Here is a 26,952-nt window from a genome sequence, read left to right as displayed (position 1 = left end):
CAATGGGTATACAGCGATTACTTGAAAAGGCGTCCGCCTATATCACAGAAGCCGATTTGGACCGCATCCGCGAAGCCTATGAATTCGCCGAACAGGCTCACCACGGCCAAGTCCGCAAATCCGGGGAACCCTATATTCTTCATCCGCTCGCTGTAGCGGATATTGTCGTTAATATGGGCATGGATGTTTTGTCCATCATTGCGGCGCTGCTGCATGACGTAGTGGAGGATACGACGGTTTCCCTGAAGGAGATCGAGGACCAGTTCGGCAGCGGCTGCGCCATGCTGGTGGATGGTTTAACCAAGCTGGAACGCATCCGATTCCAGTCGAAGGAAGAGCAGCAGAACGAGAACTACCGCAAAATGTTTATCGCTATGGCCCAGGATATCCGGGTAATCGTAATTAAGCTTGCAGACCGCCTGCACAACATGCGCACGCTGAAATATCAGTCGGAGGAAAGCCAGCGCAGAATCGCTTACGAAACGCTGGAAATTTTTTGTCCCATCGCCCACCGGCTCGGTATTTCCGCGATCAAATGGGAGATGGAGGACATCGCCCTTCGTTATCTAAATCCCCAGCAGTATTACCGGATTGCCAATTTGATGCATAAAAAACGGGCGGAACGCGAAGCTTTTATCGATTCCGTTATTTCGCGCATTTCCGAGAAGCTGGACGAAATGGGCGTGGTAGCCGATCTTTCCGGACGCCCTAAACATATTTACAGCATTTATAAGAAAATGACGTCCAAAAACAAACAATTCAACGAGATTTACGATCTGTTTGCGATCCGGATTATCGTCGACAATATCAAGGATTGTTATGCGACGCTCGGAATTATTCATACCTTGTGGAAGCCGATGCCGGGCCGTTTTAAGGACTACATCGCCATGCCGAAAGAAAATATGTACCAGTCCCTTCACACTACGGTGGTGGGACCGAATGGCGAGCCGACGGAAGTCCAGATCCGGACTTGGGAAATGCACAAAACGGCCGAATTCGGTATCGCGGCCCACTGGGCTTATAAAGAAGGCGGCGGGGATACGTCCGGACCGGAGAGCAAAATGCCGTTCTTTAAAGAAATTTTGGAGCTTCAGCATGAAGCGCAGGATGCCTCGGAATTTGTGGAATCCCTGAAGATGGACTTTTTCTCTGATTTGGTTTTCGTGTTTACACCTAAAGGGGAAGTCATTGAACTGCCAATGGGCTCCGTACCGCTTGATTTCTCTTACCGGATTCATACAGAGGTAGGGAACCGAACGATCGGGGCCAAGGTGAACGGACGGATCGTACCGCTTGATCACAGGCTGAAAAACGGTGATATCGTTGAAATTTTGACCTCCAAACATTCTTATGGACCCAGCCAGGATTGGCTCAAAATTGCGCAGTCTTCACATGCGCGGAGCAAGATCAAGCAGTGGTTCAAGAAAGAAAAACGCGAAGAAAATGTCGAAAAAGGTCGAGATATGATTGAACGCGAGCTGCGGCGTTCCGGCTTTGAGCCTTCCGGTTTAATGACGGACGACAAGCTGCTGGATGTTGCCCGCAAGTTCGCCTTTAACGACATTGACGATATGTTGTCGGCGATTGGCTTTGGAGGCCTGACGGCGGCCCAATGCTGTACGAAGCTGACGGAGAAGCTCCGCAAGGAGCAGGAGGAAGCCGGACAAATCGAGCTGAGCTCGGAAGTCAAGGAAGTCAAATCCCAGCCGGATGAGAAGAAACACCGGCCGACTAACGGAGTAAAGGTGAAGGGCGTAGACAACCTTCTGGTACGTTTTGCCCGCTGCTGCAACCCGGTTCCGGGGGACGATATTATCGGTTACATTACCCGGGGACGCGGCGTTTCCGTTCACCGCAAGGATTGTCCGAACATTCCGGCCGGCGATGACGGGGAAGAAGCGGCACGCGTGATCGATGTAGAATGGGAAGCTGCGGTGGAAGCCAACTACAGCGTCGATATCGAGATCACGGGACATGACCGTAGAGGTTTGCTAAACGAGGTGCTTCAGGCGGTGTCCGAAAGCAAAACGAATATTTCGGCCGTATCCGGCCGCTCCGATAAAAATAAACTGGCTTTGATTCACATGACCATACTCATCCGGAATACGGATCATCTGCAGGCGGTTGTAGAGAAAATCAAACGGGTTCAGGATGTTTATTCCGTACACCGGATTATGCAATAAGCGCTAAGGAGATTTAGAAGATGCGGGTACTTGTACAGCGCTGCAAACGGGCGCAGGTAACAGTGGAAGGCGAAATAACAGGACAGATCGGCACAGGACTGTTGCTGCTTGTCGGGATTACCCATGACGATCAAGAAACGGACGCCGCTTATTTGGTGGAGAAAATTTCCGGCTTGCGTATTTTTGATGATGAAGACGGAACAATGAACCTCAGCGTGCTGGATGTCGGAGGAAGCATCCTGTCTGTTTCCCAATTTACGTTATATGGAGACACCAGGAAGGGGAAAAGACCGAGCTACAGCTCGGCGGCCGGCGGAGACAAGGCGGAACCGCTGTATAACCGGTTTAACGAGCTGCTTCGGGCCAAAGGGTTGACCGTGGAAACCGGTCGTTTTGGAGCCGATATGGACGTGGAACTGGTCAACTGGGGACCCGTAACGCTTTGGGTGGAAAGCCCGCAGAAATCATTCAGTAGGATTTAAGTCTTTAAATGAACCTCTATGCGGGAAAGGATTGGCCTTGCGCCATCCTGTGAACCTGCATAGAGGTTTGTTGTTCCGGGCATTCTTTAGGAGAAATGAATTAGCAAAGGGGTTCTTCTCTTGCGACAGCCGGACAAATCTTATGTTTGCCGCTCGGCCGCTTTTCATTTTCCCGGACATCTTCGCGAAGCCGCAGCGCTCAGCCGCCTAGCGGATGATGACAGGGGAGCCGCCCTGCAAGCGTTCAGGCCGCGGAAAGGCAGCCCAGGCCGGGGAGGGCGCTTGTCCTAAAAAGCCGCAGAAAGCATCCTGGTCCCGGGATGCTTTCTTCTTTTTGCAGAGCTTCAGCTGGCTTTCCGGCATTTCAAGGCTCTTGTTAGAAGCGGTACGCGACAGGGTAATAAACGTTTAGAAAGATTACACTGCTGGAAGGGAGAACGATTTTACGATGAGCAAAGTAGCTTTTTTGCTGGCGAATGAATTTGAAGATTCCGAAATGCAGGTTCCTTATGACGCAGTCAAGCAAGCTGGACATCAAGTCGATATTATCGGCCTTAAAGCCGGTGAAACCTTAAAAGGAAAAAAAGGCAAAGCCGAATATAAGACGGAAAAAGCCATTACAGACGTAAAAGCGGGGGACTACGATGCGGTGGTTATTCCGGGCGGTTCCTCGCCTGAAAACCTGCGGCTCGACCCGAATGTGCTGGAGTTCGTGAAGCAGTTTGACGATTCGAAAAAGCCGGTTGCGGCCATTTGCCATGGTCCGCAGATTTTGGCCAGCGCCGGTCTGCTCAGAGGCAGAACGATCACCTCGTATCCGCCTCTCGAGGTGGATATGGTGAATGCGGGAGCCAATTTTGTCGACCAGGAGGTTGTCGTGGACGGAAATTTTATTTCCTCCCGTACTCCGAAGGACGAACCGGCGTTTGTCCGCGAGCTGCTTCAAGTTTTGTAATAGAATTTTTCTAGCATTTCCAATCCGTAAAAGGGAGTGAAAATCATGTCCAAACATATCCAAGCTTATTTCAGGACCGAAGATGATGCTGAAAGCGCCAGATCCCGATTAATAGGGTACTCTTTGGATAATCTCGAGGTAGGCCGGCTGCAGGAAGGCATCGGGAACGACCGTGATATCTTGATTCCGGTGGCCCCGGTGGGGAATACCCCCGGCTTGTACGCGGGCGGAGCACAAACCGCTGGCGGAGTCGGCGGCGGCGTTTATACGACTCAAGGTGCGATTCCGCTTAACAACGTTAGAGATAACGATACGGAGGCCGAGCGGGACCGGCGGGAAGACCGGCCGGAAGACGGCGATTTGGAATTGGGTACTTATCCGGCCGTAGGGGATGATGATTACAGTGAACTTCATTATGTGCTCAGCGCCCGTGTGGACGATCAGTACTATGAAGAAATCGTTCAGAAGCTGAGAAACGAAGGCGGTTATGTAGAACGTTTTGATTAAGGTCAATGATCGCCTGGCGTTTGCTAAGCTTTGTAATATAACTGTAATATTAGAACCGTTTTGTTGTAATGTTGGCTGTTTATAATAAAGGCATGACCCCCTTTTTTAATATATGCTGTTGAACCTGCTGAATGAAGCAGGTTTTTTTCTTGTTTCTTTTCTTGACTTTGCCTCTTTAGTTCCTTAAAATCTAACAATAACAGTTATATTCGATATGTCGAATTTCGACGAAGGGACAAAGTACTTCAAACCCACTTCCACAGAGAGGAATTCCGGACCGCTGGACAGGCACAGGCTTAGGGCGGGCAGGCTGGAAGAATTCCGTAGATGGTTGAACGAAAGACCTCCTGGAGAACCTGCGGCGAACCTTGCAGTAGCCGTACGGCGTATGACGGGCGTTAACCGTTTAAGCGGCCGGTTGCATCGGATGCAGCCAGTCGGAATGTGGGTGGTACCACGGGCGACTTTAATTACGGTCCCTCGTCCCTGTTGCGTTAAGCATCAGAGGCGGGGGATTTTTTATTTGTATAACGAGAGAGAATTGGGAGGAACTAACGATGGCTTTTCAAAAACCGACAGGCACCCAGGATCTGCTTCCGGGTACTGTAGAGAAATGGCAGTTCGTAGAGGAAAAAGCACGCGATTTGTGCCGCAGATTTAATTACCGGGAAATCCGGACGCCGATTTTTGAGCAAACTTCCCTGTTCGAACGCGGCGTCGGCGAAACCACGGACATTGTCGAGAAAGAAATGTACACGTTTGAAGATAAAGGCGGCCGGAGCATGACGCTTCGTCCGGAAGGCACTGCCGGCGTGGTCCGTTCCTACGTGGAAAATAAACTGTATGGCGAACCTGATGTGAGCAAGCTTTATTACATCGGTCCGATGTTCCGTTATGAACGTCCGCAGGCCGGGCGTCAGCGCCAGTTCCACCAGTTCGGGATCGAGGCGTTCGGCGCCACCGATCCGGCGATTGATGCCGAAGTGATTTCCTTAGGCTATCAGTTCTGCATCGAGCTGGGACTGAAAGGCGTCAAGGTGGAAGTGAACTCCGTCGGCAATACCGCCGTACGGGCCGCTTACCGCGAAAAGCTGCTGGACTTCCTGCTGCCGATGAAGGACAGCTTGTGCAAGGACTGCCAGTCCCGGATTCACCGCAATCCGATGCGCGTGCTGGACTGCAAAACGGACCAGGAGAAATTCGTCAACGCGCCGTCGATCCTCGACAGCCTGGATGAGGAGTGCAGCACCCATTTTGAGCAGGTGAAAAAATACCTTGATGAAATGGGCGTTGATTACGCCGTAAACCCGCGTCTGGTGCGGGGATTGGACTATTACACGCTGACTGCCTTCGAATATAAGGCGCAAGGCATCGGTGCTATTGACACCGTGGGCGGCGGCGGCCGCTACAACGGTCTCGTCGGCGAAGTCGGCGGTCCGGACCAGCCGGGCATCGGGCTTGGCATCGGTCTGGAGCGGATTCAGCTCATTCTGGAGAACCAGGGCGTGGAAGTGCCGGCAGTCAAGCCGCTGGACGTCTACCTGGTAGCGCTGGGCGAAGCGGCCGAGCAGGAGATCACCAAGCAGCTGTTCAAGCTGCGCCAGGCCGGTTTCTCGGCGGAACGCGATTATCTGGGCCGAAAGATGAAAGCCCAAATGAAATCGGCAGACCGGATGCAGGCGCGCTACACGGCGATTCTTGGCGACGACGAGCTGTCGCGGGGCGAAATCGCGCTCAAGTCGATGGAGAACGGCGAGCAGAAAACGGTGAAGCTGTCCGAGCTGGCTGATGAGCTGAAATAAACCGTGATCAATGAAGAAATGAAGCAAGACGGATGATGCAAGCTAATCTTTTTTAGATCAACCAAATTTATATAAAAGGGAGTTAATTGTATGTCTAAGACAAGGACACATCATTGCGGCCAGATCACAGAGGCCCAAATCGGAGAAACGGTAACGCTGAACGGCTGGGTGCAGACCCGCCGCGACTTAGGGGGCGTACTGTTCATCGACCTGCGCGACCGCAGCGGCATTGTGCAGATCGTTTTTAACCCGGCTTATTCTGGCGAAGCTTTGACCATTGCGGACCGTGCGCGCAGCGAATACGTGTTGTCCGTAACCGGTAAAGTCGTGAAACGCAGTCCGGAAACCGTCAACCCTAATCTGCCTACTGGCGAGGTGGAAGTGCAAATCACGGAAATCGAAGTGCTGAACACGGCTAAAACCCCTCCGTTCTTCATCGAAGACGGCATTGAAGTCGACGAATCGCTTCGTCTGAAATACCGCTACCTGGACCTGCGTCGTCCGGAAATGCAAAATACGCTCCGGTTGCGCTCCAAAGCTTCGAAGATTTTCCGCGACTTCCTGGACGAGCAAGGATTTTTTGAAGTCGAAACGCCGATCTTAACGAAAAGCTCCCCGGAAGGCGCACGCGACTATCTGGTGCCTAGCCGGGTGCATGAAGGCGAATTTTTCGCCCTGCCGCAATCTCCGCAGCTGTACAAACAGCTTCTGATGGTCAGCGGCATCGAACGTTATTTCCAGATCGCCCGCTGCTTCCGCGACGAAGACCTGCGCGCCGACCGCCAGCCGGAGTTCACCCAGGTCGACCTGGAGACCTCCTTCCTGAGCCAGGACGAACTGCTCGGCATGATGGAGCAGCTGATGGCCCGCTTGTTTAAAGAAACGGTCAACGTGGACATTCCATTGCCGTTCCAGCGCCTGACTTACGCCGAAGCGATGGACAAATACGGTTCTGACAAGCCTGACCTGCGTTTTGGCCTCGAGCTGATCCAAGTAAGCGACCTCGTGGCAAGCAGCGGCGTGAAGGTGTTTGCATCCGTCATTGAAAAAGGCGGCGAAGTCAAAGTGCTGAACGCCAAAGGCTGCGGGACCTGGAGCCGGAAAGAGATCGACGACTTGGGTCCATTTGCGGCCCGTTACGGCGCCAAAGGCCTGGCCTGGATTCAAGTCAAAGAAGGCGAATTCAAAGGCCCGATCGTGAAGTTTTTTACGCCTGAAGAAATCGAAGCCCTTAAAGCGCGCACCGGCGCCGAAGAAGGCGACCTGCTGCTCTTCTCCGCCGACACGAAAAAAGTCGTAGCCGACGTGCTTGGCGCCCTCCGTCTCAAAATCGGCAAACAGCTTGGCCAGATTAACGAAAACGAGTTCAAATTTGCCTGGGTAGTAGATTTCCCGCTGCTCGAGTGGGATGAAGAAGCCAAACGTTATGTAGCGCTGCATCATCCGTTTACGCGTCCGCGCGAAGAGGATCTGCATCTGCTCGATACGAACCCTGACCAGGTTCTGGCACAAGCCTATGACATCGTGCTTAACGGCTATGAAGTGGGCGGCGGTTCCATGCGGATCTACAAACGCGACATTCAGGAAAAAATGTTCGCAGCCCTCGGCTTATCGCAAGAGGAAGCAAAAGACAAATTCGGCTATCTGCTCGACGCCTTCGAATACGGCACGCCTCCGCACGGCGGCATGGCGTTTGGCCTTGACCGTCTGGTGATGCTGCTGTCCGGACGCACGAACCTGCGCGAAACGATTGCATTCCCGAAAACGGCAAGCGCCACCGACCTGATGATGAACGCGCCGTCCGAAGTCGATCAATCCCAGCTTGAACAGCTGCACATCAAATTGGCGCCAACGGTGAAGAAAACCGCTGAAGAAGCCAAAGCTTAAGCAAGCCGGATCGGAAAAAGGAGGAACATCATCACCATGCGCAACCAATTTTCAAGAACGGAGCTGGCTATTGGCGCCGAAGGCATTGAGGTTATGCGAAGCAGCACCGTCGCCGTACTCGGCGTGGGCGGCGTGGGCTCTATGGCCGTCGAAGCGCTGGCCCGCGGCGGGATCGGCCGGATCATCATGATCGATAAGGATACGGTCGACATCACCAACGTCAACCGGCAGATTCCGGCGCTCACCACTACGGTCGGCCAGAAGAAAGCCGACGTTATGCTAGATCGGGTGAAGCAGATCAATCCCGACTGCGATGCGATTGCTTTGAATATGTTCTATACGGAGGAAACGTACGAGCAGCTGTTTGAGCTGAAGCCGGATTATATTATCGACGCCTCCGACACGATTGTTTACAAAATCCATTTGATCAAGGAGTGCCTGAAACGGAACATTCCTCTTATCTCCAGCATGGGCGCGGCGAACCGGATGGATCCGACCAAATTCCTTGTCGCGGATATTTCCAAGACGCATACGGACCCGATGGCCCGCGTCATCCGCAACAAGCTGCGGAAAGAGGAAGGCATCAAAAAAGGCGTTAAGGTCGTTTTCTCGACCGAAACGCCGGTGAAGCCGCGCAAAGAGGTTACGGAGAAAATCGTGCCGGAAAACGCGCCGGAAATCCGCAAGGCGAAGCAGCCGCCGGCGAGCAACTCTTTTGTACCGCCAACCGTTGGTCTGATTATGGTCAGCGTGGTTGTAAGAGAGCTGCTGGAAGCGGCCGAAAAGAATAGAAACAAAGAATAGAAACAAAGAATAGAAGAACAGCAGCAAAGCGTAGAAGAAATTAAAACACCTTCAAGGGAATGCAGCCATGTCGTAAGACAGGGTGACCATCTTGGAGGTGTTTTTGCTTTGGCAGAGGCAGCAAGCTTTGATCATGGATTTTCACAATGTTTATACTTATATTCAAGATTTATCCCCTTCTCAGTATTTTTTGAGCAGGCTTACTGCTTGGGCGATTGCGTGCAACTTTAGCTATAGCTCTTAATCGTTCTAGTCCAGGGATAGGTTTCGCCGCCGGTCTGGTGTTTGAAAGGGATGAGGGGGAGGTTCAGCCAGTAAACCAATTATAATGACGCGGGCCCTCTTGCTTATTTTCATGGCAAGTTCCTTCTTCTTCTTCTTCTGGATTAAAAGTAATTCGTTACTCCTTTTATGTCGTATCTGTAAATTACCTTAAGGCCGCAAGTGAAGTCAATGCACGGCGAATTTAGGACAGGACGGTTGAGGGGTAAACCCGATTCATGCGGTACCTTTTTCGCCTGCCAAGTGATATAATGGATATTCTTTGGTTCAGGAGCAATTGACCTGTCGCCATAAAACCCATACCAATCTTAGGAGGTAACTGAAATGGACGATTTTCAAAGTGCCTATCAAGAGGAAAAGGAACACCTGGACCGAACGTTGGCCACGATCGAAGCCGAACTGGCGAGATTGCGGGCGGTGCCTGTCTACACGGGCAATGATTACACGGAACAGGTGCTGGAATCGGGCAGGGAATCAGCGCGCAGAGGGCTGGCCCAGTCGGTGCAGGAGCCTTACTTCGGACGGCTGGATTTTGAAGAGAAAAACGGAAATCGCATGCCGCTTTACATCGGCAAGAACGGGGTAGGCGGCGAAGGCGAGAAGCCGCTTGTCATTGACTGGCGCGCTCCGGTGGCCAGTTTGTTTTATTCTTTTACCGGAGGGGACTCGGCTTCCTATGAAGCGCCTGAAGGATTGATTGAAGGCCTTGTTTATTTAAAAAGGAACGTCATGATCCGCAAACAGATCCTCGAACGGGTGGTGGACACCTATAACCGGGATGACGGCGGCCCTGCCGTCTCGGATGAATTTTTGCTGTACCGCCTCGGGGAGAACAAGGATAACCGGCTGCGCGATATCGTGTCGACGATTCAGGCCGAGCAGGACCAGATCATCCGTGCCGCCCGCAATACGGCGCTGATCATTCAGGGCGTGGCGGGAAGCGGAAAAACGACGGTGGCCCTCCACAGGCTGGCTTATCTGCTTTATCAATACAAGGAACAGATTGCGGCAGACCGGATGGTCATTTTTGCGCCGAACCGTATGTTTATCGATTATATTTCCGACGTGCTGCCGGAGCTGGGCGTGGGCGATATTCAGCAAAATACGTTCAGCGACTGGGCATCGGATGTGCTGGGGCTGGATGAAACGCCGATGGACGGGCCAGATGAGCTAGGAAAATGGTTCGAGCTCGGAAAAGGGTTCGATCAGCCGGGCGCAGGCCGATTGGACGATCAGCTATTGCCGGGACGTTTCAAAGGTTCGATGGTATTCCGTGATCTGCTGGAAGAAACGGTCAAGCGGCTGGAGAGATATTGCCTGCCTGAGGGGGATTTTTCGCCATGGGACGGTGCGGTATTGAAGGAAACAACGATCCGTCAGTGGTTTGATGAGGAATATAAACCTTATCCGCTGGTCCGCCGGAAGGAACGGACTTTGGCGCGGATTCACCGCTGGATCGAAATGGAGCTGAAGAAAGCTCCGTCGGCGGCCGCCCTTAAGGACCGCAAGAAGAAGGCCTCCCAGCGCGAAAAAGCCTACGCCAAAAAATGGCCGGACCTGTCGCCGGCTGCCGTTTACAAAGCGTTGTTCGGCGCGAAGAAACTCGCCGGCGCGGCGGAGCCGCTGCAGGCCGAACTGGATGAACTGGCTCAGCAAATCCCGCAGCCAATCCTGAAGCAGACGTCAGGCGATTTGAAAAAGAATAAATTCCGTGAAGAAGACCTTGCCGGATTGTTATACCTGTTCGCCACACTGGATGAAATCCGCGGCGGGCAGCGGTTTGACCACGTCGTGATTGACGAGGCGCAGGATTTTTCTCCGCTGCAGGTGGCGGTGCTGGACAAATTCGTCAAAGGGCACTCCTTTACGATTCTGGGCGATTTGTCGCAGGGCATCCACTATTATCGGGGCATACGGAAATGGGAAGAGATGCAGAGTTTGTTCACGCCTGAAGAGACGGCTTATTTTGCGCTGACGCGCAGCTACCGGTCGACGATGGAAATCATCCTGTTCGCGAATGAAATTCTCAAACGCGGCGTCGATACCGAGCTGCTGGCCGTGCCGGTCTTCCGCAGCGCGGAGCCGGTGCGGGTGCTGAGCATCGATCTGCCGGACCGCGTGAAGTGGATTGCCGCCGCGCTTGACCGCGTTATGCAGGGGCCTTACCGGACGGCGGCGCTGCTGACAAGAACGCTGCAGGAGGCCGAAGAGCTGCACGCCGCTTTAGCAGGGCTTGGCAAAGAGTTGAACTTGATTGATGGGCGCAGCAGTGAGTATCAAGGCGGGATGTCGGTGCTGCCGGCTTATTTGTCCAAAGGCCTGGAGTTCGACGCCGTCCTGGTCACTGATGTAGATAAAGAGCATTACGGCGAGCAGGACGCCAAATTGCTGTACGTCGCCTGCACCCGTGCGCTGCATGAGCTGTGGCTGCTGTCCTCCGGCGAACTGCCGCCTTATGTCGCAGCAGAGGATCCGGAGATCGCTTTGACGGTGTGGCCGGAGGAGAAAAAAGCTTAGAATACAAGTTCGAAATAAAAGTTTAAAATAAAAGCCTAAAATAAAAAGCTTAACCGGACGAGATTCGAGAGGTCCAAATACTTGCATAAAAAACTTAAGCCCTTGCGCTTCCCATCGTGGAAAGGCAAGGGCTTAAGTATATTCGTGCGCCGCACAGGGGCCTGCTTCTCTTCGGAACCCGATTACGAAAGAAGGGGGCAGAGCTTGCGGCGCTCTATTTTTGATGAATAAAAAGTTTGTCATGTGCATTGGATTATTTATGCGCGCCTACCGCGGCTGTGGCCGCCGCCCGTTGGGCCGAGCGCATTTTGGTAAGGATCTTACGGATGCTGTCGATCGACAGGTGGTAGGACTCGGCGAGTTCCTCCACATCGTTCCCCGCACAATACGAATGGTAAATTTCTTCGTTCCGACGCGCAATCAGTTTGCGCGAGCCGCTGATTTCACCCCAGAGGGCGCGTTTCTTGTCACATTTCGGAATGTAGACAAGTTCGCCTTGTATGTAATCCTGAAGTTCTTTCAGCAGCCTAGGGGGAAGCACATCCTTCCCATTTTTGTAGTTCACGTTTCATTTCCTCCTTAAAACATTGTACGGCGGTTGCAACGATTGCTTTGTTAAAAGTGGTCATGTTTACGCTTCCTCCTTTCGGTAATTTTGGAATTGGTGAAACCTTTAATGATGGATTTATTATAAATGAAATTGTATGCGGATGGTAAAGAACTTTTCTGGAAGTAATAAGGGAGGCCTTTGGGGCCTCCCGGAATAGCGGCTTCCGCTGTTAGGCGGAAACCACCTCATATGCTGTATTCAAATCGATCAACTCCTTTCCCAGCGATTTGCCCGGCCGGACACTTATTATTAACTCATATCCCTGTGGGAAAGGAAAGTGAAAGAATGTTTATAAACATTTATTGCGAAAATGGCTGCTGGGGAAGCTGAAGCGAAACTTGCGGACATGCTTGCGTTATCTCCGGAGATTTCTTTCCCCCCGCGTTATGATAGAATAAGAAGGAGTATTTAGCGCGCTTTTCCATTAAAAGTTAAGGAACCCTTATTTATAAATGCAACTTAAGGAAGTGACGGATGAACATGGATTTGTTTTCTTACAGCCAGCAGCCGGAAGCCGGAATGGGGCTGTTAGCCGACCGGATGCGGCCGACGACGCTTGATGAATATATAGGACAGGAACATATTATCGGCAAAGGCAAGCTGCTGCGCCGGGCGATCGAAGCGGACCAGGTGTCCTCAATCCTGCTCTACGGGCCGCCGGGCTGCGGCAAAACGACGCTGGCGCACATCATTTCCCGGCATACGCAGGGGGAATTCGTGCGCCTGAACGCGGTGGACGCTTCCGTCAAGGACGTCCGCGAGGTGATTGACCGGGCGCAGGACGCCAAAGCGCTGTACGGCACGAAAACGATTTTGTTCCTGGACGAGGTGCATCGTTTTAACAGCGCCCGACAGGATGCTTTGCTGCCCGCCGTGGAGCGGGGCACGATTATCTTTATCGGCGCGACGACGGAGAACCCGTTCCACTACGTGAACGGGGCCTTGCTGAGCCGCTCGACGCTGTTCCAGCTGGAGGCCTTGACCAAGGAGCACTCGCTCGCCGCGATGCGGCGGGCGCTGGTGGACGAGGAGAAAGGCCTCGGCTTTATGCAGCTGCGCGTGGACGAGGAAGCGCTGCTGCATATCGCGTCCATGGCGAACGGCGATATCCGCCGCGCCTTGAACGCGCTGGAGCTGGCGGCGCTTACGACGCCGCCGGAATCGGACGGCACCGTCCACATTACGCTGGACGTGGCCGAGGAATCGATCCGCCGGCCGATCGTCAAGGCGGATGAGTCTACGCAGTACGACGTGCTGTCTGCGTTCCACAAGAGCATCCGCGGCTCCAGCGACGCCGCGTTGTTCTGGTTTCTCTACGCCGTAGAGAAACTGGGCATGGACCCGATGGTGTTCCTGCGGCGGCTGATCGCCGCCGCCAGCGAGGACATCGGGCTTGCGAACCCGCAGGCCATGGTGCAGGCGGTCAGTGCGCTCGACGCTTACCGGACCAACGGATGGCCTGAAGCCCGCCTGAACATCGCGCAGGCGATTTTGTTCGCGGTGGAAAGCCCGAAATCGAACGCCGTAGTGATGGCGATTTCGCGGGCGATGGACGCGATGGATGAGCTGAAGTCGGCGGAAGTGCCGCTGCATCTGCGGGATGCCCATTACAAAGGCGCGGTGAAGCTGGGCCATGTCGGCTACCAGTACCCGCACAATTTTCCGGGGCATTACGTGAAGCAGCAGTATCTGCCGGACAAGCTGGACGGCATGAATTTCTACCAGGCTACCGAGCAGGGCAGCGAAGCGAAGATCAAACATAATCAGGAGCTGCGCCGCAGACAGGACTGAATTTCAAATCAAAAGAGCCTCCCGTGAAGGAGGCTCTTTCTATATTGGTTTGTTTCACTGCATTGGTTTGTTTAACTACGGATTATCGGGCAGCTTTCAGAGCAGCAGCTTCATAAGGCACCTTATCCGCGGTTTCGATAATGCCGCCGCCCAGGCAAACCTCGCCGTCGTAGAAGACGACCGCTTGTCCCGGCGTAATGGCTTTTTGCTGCTCATCAAAAGCGACATGAACGGTATCATCCTCGCGGAAGGTGATCGTGACACCTTGATCCGGCTGACGGTAGCGGAATTTCGCCATGCAGTGCAGGGTGCTTCCCGCTGACGGGCGGTCACCGGCAATCCAGTTCAGTCCGCTTGCAACCAGGCCTGTGGAATACATACTTGGATGTTTGTCGCCTTGGACGACGTACAGAATGTTGCGTTCCAGGTCTTTTTCCGCTACGAACCAAGGTTGTCCGTTGCCGGAACCGCCGATGCCGAGGCCTTGGCGCTGGCCAAGCGTGTAATACATCAGCCCGTCGTGGCGGCCTTTCACTTCGCCGGTTTCAATGTCCACCATATCGCCGGATTTGGCCGGCAGGTAGTGGCTCAGGAACTCGCGGAAGTTGCGTTCGCCGATAAAGCAAACGCCGGTGCTGTCCTTTTTCTTCGCGGTGTACAGTCCCGCTTCTTCCGCAATGCGGCGCACTTCCGGTTTCGGCAGGTGGCCGATCGGGAACATGGCTCGAGACAGCTGCTCCTGGCTCAGCGCGTTCAGGAAATACGTTTGATCCTTATTGCTGTCCACGCCGCGCAGCAGCTTGAATTTGCCGTCTTCTTCCACAACGCGCGCATAGTGGCCGGTAGCCACGTAATCCGCGCCCAGATCCAGCGCTTTGTTCAGGAATTCGCCGAATTTGATTTCGCGGTTGCACATCACGTCCGGATTTGGTGTGCGGCCCCGCTTATATTCATCGAGAAAATAGGAAAATACTTTATCGTAGTACTCCTTCTCGAAATTGACGGTATAGTAAGGAATGCCGATTTGTTCGCAGACGCGCCGTACGTCTTCGGCGTCCTGCTCGGCCGTGCAGTAACCGAGTTCATCGGTGTCATCCCAGTTTTTCATGAAGATGCCGATCGGCTCGTACCCTTGCTGTTTGAGCAAAAGTGCGGTGACGGAAGAATCGACGCCTCCCGACATGCCTACGATCACTTTTGGTTTTGCAGTTTGTTCTGGCATAGACTTATCAACTCCTCTGGACTTGAAGGGTCCGAATATTGATGATTGCCCTTGGTGGTAAGCTTGGAAGTTTCCTAAACCCCGGTTCGTATGGTACGATAGTTTATGCTGGGAATTTAGTCGAAAACATGGACTTCATTAGGCTTCCCGCTCAAGGAGCAGATTTTGGAACTTGTTCTTAGTATAACAAATCCAAAGTTTTATTATATAAAGAATACGTGAAAATTGAAAGAGGTGCCCGGTTTGAAAATTTCAACAAAAGGACGTTACGGTCTGACTATTATGATGGAGCTTGCGGCCAAATACGGGGAAGGCCCAACTTCCTTAAAAAGCATTGCTGAAAAAAATCAGCTCTCCGAACATTATCTGGAGCAGCTGATCGCTCCGCTGCGGAATGCCGGTTTGGTAAAAAGCGTGCGCGGCGCTTACGGCGGTTATATTCTCGCTAAAGAAGCGACCGAAATCACGGCTGGAGATATTATCCGTGTCTTGGAGGGACCGATCTCTCCGGTGGATTTCACCGAAGAAGATGACCCCGCCAAACGCGACTTGTGGCTGCGCATCCGCGACAGTATCGCCGACGTGCTGGATTCCACCACGCTGGACAGTCTGGTGAACTATGAGGATCATGAGACGAATAGTAATTTCATGTTCTATATTTAAGGGAAATAAGGCTCCTTCGGGAGCCATAGGCTGCCCGAGAAAGTCTTGATATAAAAAGAAACACCTCTCCAAATTTCGATTAGAGAGGTGTTTCTTTTTATTCATTAGCTACTTGTTCTAATACCTCCGCTTCAGTTGCTACGTCATCAAGTGCAACCGCAATCACACGAGTATTTTTGGTGAAATATTCAATATTTTTACCCGATAAATTGCTAACAGCATCATCAATAATTGAACCACCGGCACGAAGAGCTTTTGCAGCTGCTTTAAGAGCTGTCTTTGTGATCCAGGATTTAATACCTTGTGTCGTTACATCACCATGGTTAGTGGATGTTATTGTGGCATTCTCAAAATCAATACTATCCACGGCCCAAGCTAACAAAAGCGATGAATTCCTATTCGTCACTCTAGGCAGCAGCCCCGCATACCATACTGTATCTGTTAGCGGGAGGGAATTTTTCAAGTGTATAATAACGTAAACGTATATCATTCGGTGTTGGATCAAATTCTGGCGAAGTGGCCCCAGGAGCAAAAAAATACGGTGCATCAGTTCATTCACAAATACGGCATGCCCCAGGATGCCAGCTGGACCAAGATAACTTGGTACAACAACGGCCCCTGGAAACGTACGGTTGTTCATCTTCATACGGTGCCTCATAACGCCCCGACGCCGCATCTCGATTATTTGGAGCAAACGATCGATTATAAGGTTCCCGTCTCCTATTTTGATGATCTGGCGCGGTTTGACGGCAGCCTCTATCCCGACCGGACGGCAGGGGAAGCTACGGCTAAATGTGACCAGGAGGCGGCCAATTTTATGGCTTTAAACCTGATGAACGACATCGTAACCGGCAAAAGAACCGTGGAAGATGCCCGCCATGCCGCTGTGGAGATCGAAAAAGGGTTCCGTTTAAAAGGTCAATATTCCCCTTATACGACAGGTTTTTTATTCCCGAAACAGTCGCATACGGCTGATCCGGACATCGCTTCTTTTTAAGCACCGTTACACAAAGGAGAAACGCCAAAAAGCCTCCGCATGCTGCGAGAGGCTTTTTGGATTAATAGTCTAGCGACCGGCCGTATTATGATTCCGCAGAAATTACAGCAGGAACGAACGGCTGATGATCACCAAAAGGATAAACAGGACCAGGATAGCCCCGATCGATGTGAAACCGCCGTAACCAACGGAATTAACTTCACTCATTGCGCGAACCTCCTTTTGTTTGACTATGCTTCATTTTATGCGTCATGAGGCGAAGTGGACTAGACGTCAATCCTATTCCGCTGGCGTCCTGTCCTTTGCAAAGAAGGTTCCTATTAGAAGGAAAGCCGGGGGTTACCGCTCCCAAATGCTGTAGTATCTTGGCTGCTGAGGCTGCTGAGCTTGTTGAGACTGCTGCTGGGTTTGCGCAGCGCCTGTCTGTTGATAAGCTGGCTGATTATTCCACTGTCCGGCGTTTGCGTCGTAGGGCTGGCCGTAAGTTTGGCCGTACGACAGGTTGTTGTTGTACTGAGCCTGCTGGTCCTGGCGGGCAGTTGGCTGATTGTAATAGCCGGGCACCATGCCGTGTCCGATGCTGGCGTTAATGCCTGAAGGTTTGCCGTTCACGCAGTTGTTTGGCGGGCCGATCACGACGGTATCGGTAATAGGCGCCAGAGTTTCTTTGACCATGGCTTCGTTCAGGCAATAAGTATGGGCGAGTAAACTGGCGGGCGTCAGGCGCAGCAGATCGGAGCCGAGGATGACTTCAGGCGTAGGAGCGTCAAAGATAGCGAGCAGGTGCGTATTATCTTCCATCGTGGTTTCATAGTGCCACCAGCCCTGCGGCACGTTTGAGACTTGGCCCGGCGTAATGGGCGAATGAATGAGTTTTTTTGTGAAAGGATTGATCAACGAAACGACAGCGGAGCCTGAAATGCAATAAACCAGTTCCGATGCATTTTGGTGGATGTGAGGCTCAATCACATTGTTTTTACTGAGGTAGATATCAAGCAGGGAGGTATTGCCAAGCGTATTGAGCTGTTGGACACCGAGAGCGTTGATCAGGTTATGGCTGTCCTTGGTGAAGAAATTGTTATTCTTCAAATCATAAGTATACTGTACGTTAGGCGAGGTGAAATCCATATAAGATACCATTTCTTTTTTAGGCCTACCCTTCAATCTAAATTAGGCTGACGCCCTTTGATGAGATATGGTATGTAGCGGGCAGGGCAAGTGTACCGTTTTTTTCATAAATCCTCTGGCCGGAAAAAAATAGACAGCCAACCGTGCCGCAAGCAAGCCTGCCGCGCCGGTTGGCTGTTTCTTTTTACAGGATATTACTGTGGAAGCAAATGGAGCCCCGGTTAAACCAGCCCTTTATCCATCGCTTTGCAAATCAAAGCGGCGAACAGGCTGTTGGACCAGGCGAACCAAGGTCTGGAGAAGTCGGATGGATCATCGGGATGAAACCCTTCATGCATATAACCGGTTCCGGCATCTGTAGCGATCAGCGTGTCGATCAGGGCTTTGATCTCTTCGTCGTCCGTCGAGGTCATGGCCTGCATGGACAAAGCCATATGCCAGACATAACCGCCCGGCGTGTGCGGGCTGCCGATACCCTTGGCGAATTTGCCTTCGAAATAAAACGGATTGTCAAAGCTTAAAGCAAACCGGCGAGTGTTTTGATAAATCGGATCATCTGCCGTTACGTAACCGAGGTAAGGAATCGACATGAGTCCCGGTGTGCCGGCATCGTCCATCAGGCAGTAGTTCCCAAAGCCGTCGGTCTCGTAGGCGTAAATTTTTCCGTAAACCGGATGGTTGTAAATGCCGTAAGCACGGATGCCGTAATCGATCTCCTTGCGCAGCTTGCCTGCCCGTGCGGCGAGTCTGCTATCTTTATAGATATCTTCAGCGATTTCCCGGATATGACCAAGAATGACTACCGCAAACATATTGGACGGAATATTATAGCCGAACAGATTGGCGTCATCGCTTGGACGGAAGCCCGACCAGCTCATGCCCGTATAGTTCACCGGCAGTCCGCGGCCTTCGTTCTGCAGCGTTTCCGTTTCCAGCTCGGTTTGGCGCACAAAGCGGTAAGGGGATTTTTCCATATGATGCTGTTCCGTCTGGATCAGCTGGACAATGCTGCTAAGCGCTTGGTAGCAGGCGTCGTCAAACATGGACGTACGTCCGGTTTTCCGCCAATATTCGTGGAGGAGCTGCACGGGAAAACAAAGCGAATCCAGCTCGTATTTCCGTTCCCACATCCAAGGATTTAAATCGCATTCATCCGTCGCCCGGTAATGGCGGTCATTGGCGGTTTCGTTAAAGGCATTGGTGTAGGGATCGATGTTAATGTAAAACATCTGGCGGGCGATCAGGCCCTCCAAAATTTCCTGCAGCTCCGGATCTTCTTTCGCAAAAGGGATATAGTGCCGCACCTGCTCGGTGGAATCCCTCAGCCACATCGCCGGAATATCTCCGGTAAACACGAAGGTGGTCCCGTCTTCCAGCCGTTTTGTGGTCGTCTCCAGCGTATTGGGAAAGCAGTTGCGGAAGAGCTTCCGGAGTTCGGGATGGGCAGCCAGGCGTTGGTCGGCTTCGTCCAGAAACTGTTCGATCGATTGAGGCAGCTTCGTCGTAATCATGATCTTTAATCCTCCTAGATGTTCCCTGAGTTAAAATGAAGAATAAGGCCAGGTTCGCAGTGACAGACTTCGATAGCCAGATTTACACATTCCCGCTGAAAGCACAATATGTATCATTTGAACCGGGAAATCAGGGGTTAAAAACGACATATTCCAGCCGGCAGTCGACGGGGAAATAAAAGGCAGAAGGGATGTAGAAATCCTTATCTGACAAGGTTTTTTCCCAAATCTGACCTGACAATTCAGATCTTACATATTTACGGTGTCAGCTACTATTCCATACAATTTGAATTGTAAGCGCTAGCAACAAGGGAGGCGCCGGATGATCCGGCTATGCTGACACTGCCGGGTCAACTTTTCTATTCAAAAAGGAGGAAGGAGAGATCTGAACAAATGAGAAAAGAAGGAAAACGTACGGCGGCAAGCGGCGAACCCATGATCGGGGGCCGAACGCTGACCACCCGGATTTTCATGAATTGGGAGCTTTATTTGTTTCTGGCGCCCACGCTGCTATTTTTCCTGGTGTTCTGTTACTGGCCGATGTACGGCATCCAGATTGCATTCAAAAACTTTTCACCGGTGAAAGGCATCACGGGAAGCCCGTGGGTCGGCTTTGAGCATTTTGAACGTTTTTTCCATTCCTATTATTTCGGCGATTTATTATGGAACACGTTTAGTCTAAGCTTATATGAACTGGCCGTAGGTTTTCCCCTGCCCATCATCCTGGCGCTGGCCTTTAATGAGGTCCGCAACGGTTTCTTCAAAAAATCCGTGCAGACCGTTACTTACGCGCCGCATTTTATTTCCGTAGTCGTTATGGCCGGGATGATCATTACGTTTCTTTCTCCGTCTTCGGGAATGATTGTAAAGTTTGTCGAGTTTTTAGGTTTTCATCCTCCCGATTTTCTGACGGATCCGCGCTGGTTTAAAACGGTCTACGTTTTGTCGGGCGTCTGGCAGAGCACCGGGTGGGGCACCATCATTTATTTGGCCGCATTGTCCGCCGTTGATCCCCAGCTTCATGAAGCGGCGATCATGGACGGGGCCAGCCGTTTCAAACGAATGCTTCATATCAATATTCCGACGATCATCCCGACGATCACGATCCTGCTTATTTTGAACGTCGGCAACATCCTGGGCATCGGCTATGAAAAAGTCCTGCTGCTGCAAAACTCGCTTAATATGGACTCCTCGGACATTATTTCCACGTTTGTGTACCGGTCCGGTTTGGTCAGTGCGCAGTACAGCTTTTCCACGGCTGTAGGTTTGTTCAACTCGGTAGTGAATGCGGTGCTGCTGATCGCGGTCAACCGGTTTGCCAGACGGACAAGCGAAACCAGCTTGTGGTAAGGAAAGGAGGAGGCAAATGGCGGCTACAACCGTACTTAAGGAAAGCAAATCAACCAGAAGGCTCAAGGCATCCGGACCGATCAGGGAATCGGGTACGGACCGTTTTTTCCTGGCGGTCACCTACTGTTTTCTGGCTATCGCTTTAATCGTCGTCCTGTATCCCGTGGTTTACATTATCAGCGCTTCGATCAGCAGTCCCAAGTTCGTAAGCTCGGGCGAAATGTGGCTATTTCCGAAAGGCCTGACTTTTGACGGATACAAATTGGTGTTTGAAAACCCTAAAATTTGGCTGGGCTACCGCAATACGATTGTTTATACCGTTTTGGGGACGCTGCTGAACCTGCTGCTCACGATTCCGTCCGCTTATGCGCTCAGCCGTACGGATCTGGTGGGACGCAAGCTGTTCCTGGGCCTTATTCTCGTCACGATGTTTTTCAGCGGCGGCCTGATTCCGACCTTCCTGGTCGTGAAGGATCTGGGTCTGGTCAATACGATCTGGGCGCTCATTTTGCCTACGGGCGTGTCGGTCTGGAACCTGATCGTTGCCCGGACGTTTTTCCAGTCTTCGATTCCAAAGGAACTTCAGGAGGCGGCCCAGGTGGACGGCTGTTCCAACACCCGTTTGTTCGTGCAGATCATTTTGCCTTTATCGGCCCCGATCATCGCGGTGATGACGCTATTCTACGGCGTAAACCAATGGAACAGTTATTTCCCGGCGCTGATTTACCTGAACGATGCCGATAAATATCCGCTGCAGATGGTGCTTCGCCAAATTCTTGTGCTCCAGGAAATGTCGGCGGAGACGACGGGGGCGGCGATCAGCAGCGACATTGCGCAGGCGATGAACAACAAAGCGGAAATTGCATCCCTGGTGAAATATGCGGTTATTATCGTTTCCACGCTGCCGATTATCGCCATTTATCCGTTTGTGCAGCGTTATTTCGTCCAGGGCGTCATGATCGGCTCCGTGAAGGGTTAAGGATCTGTTGCAGACTTGCTCTATACCAGAGCAATGGCTTCTATCACATAAATCTTTGAAAAGGGAGGACTTCACTATGTTTCATAAAAAAGGGTTGACCCTGCTGGCGTCCGTCAGTTTGCTTGGCGCAGTTTTGTCCGGCTGTGCCGGCGGAGGAAATTCAGGCGGTGCAAGCGGCTCGGGGAATGCGGCTGAAGCCGTAAGCAAAGACGGGTTTCCGATTGTAAGCAAACCGATTACCTTGACCCTGATGGCGCCCGACATCGGGCTGCAGAATTGGAAGGATATGCCGGTGCTGCAGGAGATGGAGAAGAAGACTAACATCCATTTTGAATTCCAGAATGCCGCTAAGGACAGCTTCGATACGAAAAAAAATCTGGTTTTCGCCAGCGGCGAATATCCTGACATTTTTTATGCGGCGAGCCTGACGCCTGCCGAACAGATGAACTACGGCGAGCAGGGGATTTTGATTCCGCTTGAGAACCTGATCAATAACTATGCGCCTAACTTTAAGAAGATCCTGGAGGAAAATCCGGATGTCCGCAAATCCATTACCGCTCCGGATGGGCATATCTATTCCCTGCCGGTGATCGACTTCAATCAGCCCTGGTACCGGAACCCGCTGTGGTACAACGGCGATTTCCTGAAAAAGCTGGGCGTAACGAAATTGCCTGAAACGACGGAAGAGCTGTATCAATACCTGAAACGCGTCAAAGAAGAAGATCCGAACGGCAACGGCAAAGCCGACGAAATTCCGCTGTCCGTAGCTTCCAACCCGACCGGCCTTAGAGAAGTCCGCACCTGGCTGCTGGGTGCCTTCGGAATCTACGATGAAGAAGTTTACGTGGATGACGCGGATAAAGTGCATTACACGCCGCTTGAGGAAGGATACAAAGGATACCTTGAGTTTATGAACCGGCTGTGGAAGGAAGATTTGCTGGACCATGAAAGCTTCTCGCAAACGGCTGACCAGAAGAAAGCCAAAGCGCAGAACAACCAGGTGGCGCTGTTCTCCGACTGGAACGCTTACATGACTAAAGGCGGAGATCCGAGCACGGAGGATCCGATGTTTGCTCCTGTCCGCAGCGAAATGGTCGACAAGCCGGCCATTGCCAAGAACAGAGGTATCACCACCGGCGCTTTCGCCATCTCGAACAAAAATCCGGCACCGGAAGCCAGCATGCGCTGGGTGGACTATCTGTATTCCTATGAAGGCTCGCTGATGTTTGATAAAGGCCCTGAAGGCATGCTGTGGGAGTATACGGATAAAGATACGCTGACCAAAAAATACCTGCCTGTACCGGGCGGCGGAGACCGCGAGGAATACCGGGCGACTTTGACGCCGGATTACGGCATTCCGGCACCAACGATTGCTACGCCGGAAATTTATAAAGGACTTAAGACCGACTTCGATTTGTGGGTCGATAATGAGTCCAAAACGAAGCTGCTTGATAAAGGGGCGCGAATCCCGTTCCCTACCCTGTTCCTGACCCCGGACGAGCAGGCGGAAGTCAACGCGCTCAGCTCTGATTTGAATACGTACGTGCGGAGCATGGAAGCGAAGTTTATTACAGGCGCCGAACCGCTTACCGGCTGGGACAACTATTTGGAGACGGTTAAGAAAATGGGCGGCGAACGGATGGCCGAAATCTATCAGGCGGCTTATGACCGCTGGAAACAAAGCTGATCAGGAGGCAGAAAATGATGAAAATCACCAGGCATCCGGCCAACCCGATCGTGGTTCCCGGCGGTTATGAATGGCGCAAGGTGACGGTGTTTAATCCCGCGGTCATCATGGATGAGGGGAAATTTTATATGGTGGAGCGGACCGCTGGTTCGCTCACCCCATGCAAAAATTTTCTGGGCCTGCTGGAAAGCGAGGACGGGATTCATTTCACCCACGTGAAGGATGAACCGATCGTGACGCCGGATATGCTCGGGTTCCCGTACGGCAGCGTCCAGGATCCCCGGCTTGTCAAAATTGACGGGACGTATTATATGAATTATGCGCTTCGGCCCTGTGCCATGAACTATTATCCGACAGGAGCAGGGGTGCCGGACCGCTCCTTTCCGAAATACCCGGACGGATGGGGAGAGCAGGAGGGGCATTGGCTGACCCGATCCTCCATTCTGGCCTCCCGCAATCTGATCGACTGGGAGTTTGTGTCCGATACGACGCCGCTGACGATCAACGACCGCGACAATATTTTGTTTCCGGAGAAAATCAACGGCAAATTCGTCATGCTGCGCCGGCCGGAGGAATATGTAGGCGAAGCGTACGGCACGGAGAAAGCCGCGATCTGGATTACGTATTCCGAGGATCTGATTCGCTGGGAAGAACCGAAGCTGCTTGCCAAAGGGGAGCATCCAGGCTGGGAATCGCGGAAAATCGGCGGCTCCACGCCGCCAATCCGGACAGATAAAGGCTGGCTGGTGCTGTACCACGGCGTGGATGACGAGATCGTCTACCGCGTAGGGGCTATGCTGCTGGATTTGGACAATCCGGAAAAGATCATTGCCAGAACCCGCAACTTCATTATGGAGCCGGAAACGTATTACGAGAAATTCGGCTACCAGATTCCGAATGTCATTTTCCCTACGGGCAATGTGGTCAAAGACGGTCTCCTCTACATTTATTATGGCGTGACCGATACGGCGATTGCGCTGGCGACTGTGCCGCTGGATGAACTGGTCGATCATGTTTTGAACGAACCTGAAGTTTGACCGAGGGAGGGGCATAACCGTTATTTCCATCGCTTCGGAAAAAAAAGACACTTCCAAGCCGCCAAGGCGGCCGGAAGTGTCTTTTTGCGTTCCTGCAAAATGGGACGGAGAGAGCGGCGGTTACTGTCGTCCGCCCGCGTGCAGCTTGCGGTACTGGCCGGGCGTATAGCCCGTCTCTTTTTTGAATTTGCGGATAAAGTTAGGGGCGTCCAGATAGCCGACCTGCTCGATGATTTCCTTGAGCGGCGCGCTGGTCGTGACCAGCAGCCTGGAAACCTCATCCATCCGGCGCTGCCAGATGTACTGGGAGAAATTGCTGCCGGTTTTCTCTTTGAATATCCGGCTCAAATATGAGCTGGAGATGGAGTAACGCAGCGCCACATGCTCCAGGCTGAGCGTATAGTCCATATACTGCTGGTCGACATAAGCGACGATATCGTCGATCAGGGAATACTGCTCGGCTTCCGCGTTGTGTTCCACCTGCTGGCAAATCCGCAGGGCCAGGAATCCCAGCTTGGCCTCCAGCTCCTCCAGCGTATCAAAGGAGGTGAAGCCGGCGATATCCCGGAAAACCTCGTCCATGCCAAGCTCGGAAGCGGTTCTCAGCAGCGTATTCAGCAGATCAAAGCAGACGCAGCGGAGAAGAGGCATCGACAGCGCCTGCTCTTTCACGTCGTTCATGATGCTGGCGATCACCTCACGGGCCACGCTTTCGTTGCCCTGCTTCAAGCTTTGCACGAGTTTCAGGCTGTCCGATTTCGGCAGCCAGTAGGTATCGGCGGAAGCGGCGTTTAATTCGGCCAGCTGACCGAAATACGTTACCCGCCCGTTGGAGCCGACCATCCGGTGCTCGAGGGCCGCCGCGGCTTCAATGAAGGACTGGTTGACATCCGCCAAACCGGCATACAAGGTTCCTACGCCAATGTAAGGCACCGGCTGGGAGCTGTCGATCAGCATCACCTTGACGGCATCCACGATGGTCGGAACCCGGAGAGCGGCTTCATCCAAAGCATCCACATCTATGGAAAGCATCAGGGCAAACTGGCCGGTCGGCGAAAATTCTAGCCCATATGCCTTTGCGTCCAAATCGGGAATTTCCAGTTCGCTCAGCATTTCCTCGGCATGCTGCCATGACGGTCCCGATTCCTGCCCTTCGTCCCAAGCCAGAATGAGGCAGAAGTAGTAACCCCGGTTTTCAGGGAGCTCCAGACCGGAGGCGGCGACCATTTCCTGAATCTCCGGATCATCGGGTTTGCCGTGTTTGAGCAGCAAAAGCAGGCATTGATTTCGGACATAAGGCTGCTGCATATGAATCCGCGCGCTGTAGTCATGCAGCATTTGCCGGATCCATTCCCATTCGCTGCGCATTTTGAAATTAACACCGGGTGCATTTTTCAGTCCTGCAAATTCAAGCAGGTCGCGGATCGGATGATATTGTCTTCTTGCGAGCAGAATGGCGGCAAGAATGCCGATCGGTACGGCGATGCAGAAGACCAGCAGGATCAAACTTTTAATAGGCGAAACATGGCTGAAAAATTGATAGCTGGGCATAACGGTCATATAGGTCCAGCCGTTTTCCTTGGACTTGACGGATACTACGGAATACTGCTCCCCGGCCAGCGTCAGGCTGTGAATCCCCGGAGCCAGCGAAGAAAGGGAAGCCAGTTCTCCCGTAGGAAGGTTGATCCCGTGGTTGTTGGCCGTAAGCAGCTGATCGTGTTCATCGAAAATATAGCTGCTGCCCGAATAGTCGTTCAGAATGGAATCCATTACGCCCATCAGGGTGGATTCCTTCATTAAATATAAAACGCTGCCATAAGGGTAGGGGTCATTCGGTTTAATCGGCACGATTAGGGCCAGCATCGGCTCTTGCCGCGAACTGAGAGTGACCATTTCGGCAGGACGCATTTCGATATGATTCAGCTCGTTGAGATCCTTGCGCACCTGTTCGGCGCTCCAATTCTCGAACCGGTACATCCGGTTGAACGTTACGTCGAGGTCGGCCAGTCCGCGGTACGAATAAATAAGAGAATCATTATGGAAGTACAAAAACAGGTCCTCCAGAATGCCGCTGTTGGCCTTGTAGCTGGCCAGGGAGCGGATCGCTTCCAGGCTGTAATAAGGATGGTGAACCATATAAGGAGTGAGATGCTCGTCGTAAGAAATTTTGCTTGCGATTTCCTGAAGCTCGGACATCCGGTCGTCCAGGGTGGATTTCACTTGATTCAGCTGGTTAACGTTGGACTGTTCGATTTCGGAGCGGAGGCTTTTGACTGCGTTTTCATAAACGAAGAGAGTAACCCCTGTCAAAGGAATCAGGAACATAAGGACGTAGGATAAAATGTATTTCAGGAGAAGCTTGGACTTGAAATGATTCCAATTCATGGAGAATCGGGATAAAACGGATGGCTTCATGGATAGTTTTGACACGATAAGGCGCCCTCCCCTTTTTGGTTATCCGTCTTTCTATTGCAAACGTTCTCATAAGTAGGCATCGGCTTTTCATTTTTGGCTGTTAAGAAATATATTAACACAGGCAAAGGGCTTGTCCCATAGCG

The 26,952-nt window shown here is 52.3% G+C and carries 22 protein-coding genes; 15 read left to right on the top strand and 7 right to left on the bottom strand.

The genetic code is table 11. From position 1 onward, the window contains the following. Positions 1-2 precede the first annotated feature (2 nt). The 8 genes from AC3ZPD_RS17260 (at position 3) to AC3ZPD_RS17225 (ending at position 11,419) form a co-directional block, all read left to right on the top strand. A complete protein-coding gene (locus tag AC3ZPD_RS17260; RefSeq protein WP_490985518.1) occupies positions 3-2,183 on the top strand; it encodes a RelA/SpoT family protein in 2,181 nt (726 codons plus the stop codon). Between the two features lie 20 nt (positions 2,184-2,203). Continuing rightward, positions 2,204-2,665, top strand: coding sequence for a D-aminoacyl-tRNA deacylase (dtd, locus tag AC3ZPD_RS17255; protein ID WP_490985517.1), 462 nt, complete (start codon positions 2,204-2,206; stop codon positions 2,663-2,665). 448 nt (positions 2,666-3,113) lie between these two features. Then, on the top strand, positions 3,114-3,620 hold the full coding sequence (locus AC3ZPD_RS17250) for a type 1 glutamine amidotransferase domain-containing protein (RefSeq protein WP_490985516.1): 507 nt from the start codon (positions 3,114-3,116) through the stop codon (positions 3,618-3,620). Between the two features lie 45 nt (positions 3,621-3,665). Further along, complete coding sequence (locus tag AC3ZPD_RS17245; protein ID WP_490985515.1) at positions 3,666-4,127, top strand: hypothetical protein; 462 nt, start codon at positions 3,666-3,668, stop codon at positions 4,125-4,127. A 557-nt stretch (positions 4,128-4,684) separates the two neighbouring features. Continuing rightward, positions 4,685-5,929 (top strand): histidine--tRNA ligase, encoded by a 1,245-nt coding sequence (gene hisS / locus AC3ZPD_RS17240; protein WP_490985514.1) that lies wholly within the window; start codon positions 4,685-4,687, stop codon positions 5,927-5,929. A 90-nt stretch (positions 5,930-6,019) separates the two neighbouring features. Then, positions 6,020-7,816, top strand: a complete 1,797-nt coding sequence (aspS, locus tag AC3ZPD_RS17235) for an aspartate--tRNA ligase (RefSeq protein ID WP_490985513.1) — start codon at positions 6,020-6,022, stop codon at positions 7,814-7,816. A gap of 36 nt (positions 7,817-7,852) precedes the next feature. Beyond that, positions 7,853-8,620 carry a tRNA threonylcarbamoyladenosine dehydratase gene (locus AC3ZPD_RS17230; RefSeq protein ID WP_490985512.1) on the top strand — a complete coding sequence of 256 codons (768 nt, stop codon included), beginning with the start codon at positions 7,853-7,855 and terminating at the stop codon, positions 8,618-8,620. Positions 8,621-9,226: 606 nt separating this feature from the next. Then, entirely contained in the window at positions 9,227-11,419 is a 2,193-nt protein-coding gene (locus tag AC3ZPD_RS17225) for a HelD family protein (protein WP_490985511.1), read from the top strand. Positions 11,420-11,672: 253 nt separating this feature from the next. Here AC3ZPD_RS17225 and AC3ZPD_RS17220 read toward each other — a convergent pair whose 3' ends face one another. Continuing rightward, a complete protein-coding gene (locus AC3ZPD_RS17220; protein ID WP_490985510.1) occupies positions 11,673-11,984 on the bottom strand; it encodes a CD3324 family protein in 312 nt (103 codons plus the stop codon). A gap of 525 nt (positions 11,985-12,509) precedes the next feature. Between AC3ZPD_RS17220 and AC3ZPD_RS17215 the strand changes: the two genes are divergently transcribed. Beyond that, on the top strand, positions 12,510-13,820 hold the full coding sequence (locus AC3ZPD_RS17215) for a replication-associated recombination protein A (protein ID WP_490985552.1): 1,311 nt from the start codon (positions 12,510-12,512) through the stop codon (positions 13,818-13,820). Between the two features lie 82 nt (positions 13,821-13,902). Here AC3ZPD_RS17215 and mnmA read toward each other — a convergent pair whose 3' ends face one another. Further along, positions 13,903-15,042 carry a tRNA 2-thiouridine(34) synthase MnmA gene (gene mnmA / locus AC3ZPD_RS17210; protein ID WP_490985509.1) on the bottom strand — a complete coding sequence of 380 codons (1,140 nt, stop codon included), beginning with the start codon at positions 15,040-15,042 and terminating at the stop codon, positions 13,903-13,905. Positions 15,043-15,285: 243 nt separating this feature from the next. Between mnmA and cymR the strand changes: the two genes are divergently transcribed. Further along, positions 15,286-15,705: a cysteine metabolism transcriptional regulator CymR gene (gene cymR / locus AC3ZPD_RS17205; RefSeq protein ID WP_094093880.1), complete on the top strand. Its 420-nt coding sequence runs from the start codon at positions 15,286-15,288 to the stop codon at positions 15,703-15,705. A 97-nt stretch (positions 15,706-15,802) separates the two neighbouring features. On the opposite strand, the gene AC3ZPD_RS17200 is transcribed toward cymR, so the two are convergent. Then, complete coding sequence (locus tag AC3ZPD_RS17200; RefSeq protein WP_490985508.1) at positions 15,803-16,087, bottom strand: YqxI family protein; 285 nt, start codon at positions 16,085-16,087, stop codon at positions 15,803-15,805. An 81-nt stretch (positions 16,088-16,168) separates the two neighbouring features. Between AC3ZPD_RS17200 and AC3ZPD_RS17195 the strand changes: the two genes are divergently transcribed. Then, positions 16,169-16,702 carry a hypothetical protein gene (locus AC3ZPD_RS17195; RefSeq protein ID WP_490985507.1) on the top strand — a complete coding sequence of 178 codons (534 nt, stop codon included), beginning with the start codon at positions 16,169-16,171 and terminating at the stop codon, positions 16,700-16,702. Positions 16,703-16,804: 102 nt separating this feature from the next. Here the strand turns inward: AC3ZPD_RS17195 and AC3ZPD_RS17190 are convergent, their stop codons facing one another. From AC3ZPD_RS17190 to AC3ZPD_RS17180, 3 genes are all read right to left on the bottom strand, one after another. Then, positions 16,805-16,909 carry a YjcZ family sporulation protein gene (locus tag AC3ZPD_RS17190; protein ID WP_490985506.1) on the bottom strand — a complete coding sequence of 35 codons (105 nt, stop codon included), beginning with the start codon at positions 16,907-16,909 and terminating at the stop codon, positions 16,805-16,807. A gap of 132 nt (positions 16,910-17,041) precedes the next feature. After that, the gene (locus AC3ZPD_RS17185; RefSeq protein WP_490985505.1) at positions 17,042-17,842 is read right to left on the bottom strand and encodes a cupin domain-containing protein; all 801 of its coding nucleotides are present in this window, start codon (positions 17,840-17,842) and stop codon (positions 17,042-17,044) included. A gap of 209 nt (positions 17,843-18,051) precedes the next feature. Beyond that, entirely contained in the window at positions 18,052-19,341 is a 1,290-nt protein-coding gene (locus tag AC3ZPD_RS17180; RefSeq protein WP_490985504.1) for a glycoside hydrolase family 125 protein, read from the bottom strand. Positions 19,342-19,776: 435 nt separating this feature from the next. On the opposite strand from AC3ZPD_RS17180, the gene AC3ZPD_RS17175 reads away from it, so the two are divergent. The 4 genes from AC3ZPD_RS17175 to AC3ZPD_RS17160 all read left to right on the top strand — a co-directional run bounded on the left by AC3ZPD_RS17175 (position 19,777) and on the right by AC3ZPD_RS17160 (position 24,394). After that, positions 19,777-20,691 (top strand): ABC transporter permease, encoded by a 915-nt coding sequence (locus tag AC3ZPD_RS17175; protein WP_490985551.1) that lies wholly within the window; start codon positions 19,777-19,779, stop codon positions 20,689-20,691. Positions 20,692-20,707: 16 nt separating this feature from the next. Next, positions 20,708-21,670 carry a carbohydrate ABC transporter permease gene (locus tag AC3ZPD_RS17170; protein WP_490985503.1) on the top strand — a complete coding sequence of 321 codons (963 nt, stop codon included), beginning with the start codon at positions 20,708-20,710 and terminating at the stop codon, positions 21,668-21,670. Positions 21,671-21,746: 76 nt separating this feature from the next. After that, complete coding sequence (locus AC3ZPD_RS17165; RefSeq protein WP_490985502.1) at positions 21,747-23,357, top strand: extracellular solute-binding protein; 1,611 nt, start codon at positions 21,747-21,749, stop codon at positions 23,355-23,357. 17 nt (positions 23,358-23,374) lie between these two features. After that, positions 23,375-24,394: a glycoside hydrolase family 130 protein gene (locus tag AC3ZPD_RS17160; protein WP_490985550.1), complete on the top strand. Its 1,020-nt coding sequence runs from the start codon at positions 23,375-23,377 to the stop codon at positions 24,392-24,394. Between the two features lie 120 nt (positions 24,395-24,514). Here AC3ZPD_RS17160 and AC3ZPD_RS17155 read toward each other — a convergent pair whose 3' ends face one another. Next, on the bottom strand, positions 24,515-26,824 hold the full coding sequence (locus AC3ZPD_RS17155; RefSeq protein WP_490985501.1) for a helix-turn-helix domain-containing protein: 2,310 nt from the start codon (positions 26,822-26,824) through the stop codon (positions 24,515-24,517). Positions 26,825-26,952: the final 128 nt, after the last annotated feature.

The sequence above is a fragment of the Paenibacillus mobilis genome, from assembly GCF_058267595.1.
This window is presented reverse-complemented; position numbering and strand designations above follow the sequence as displayed.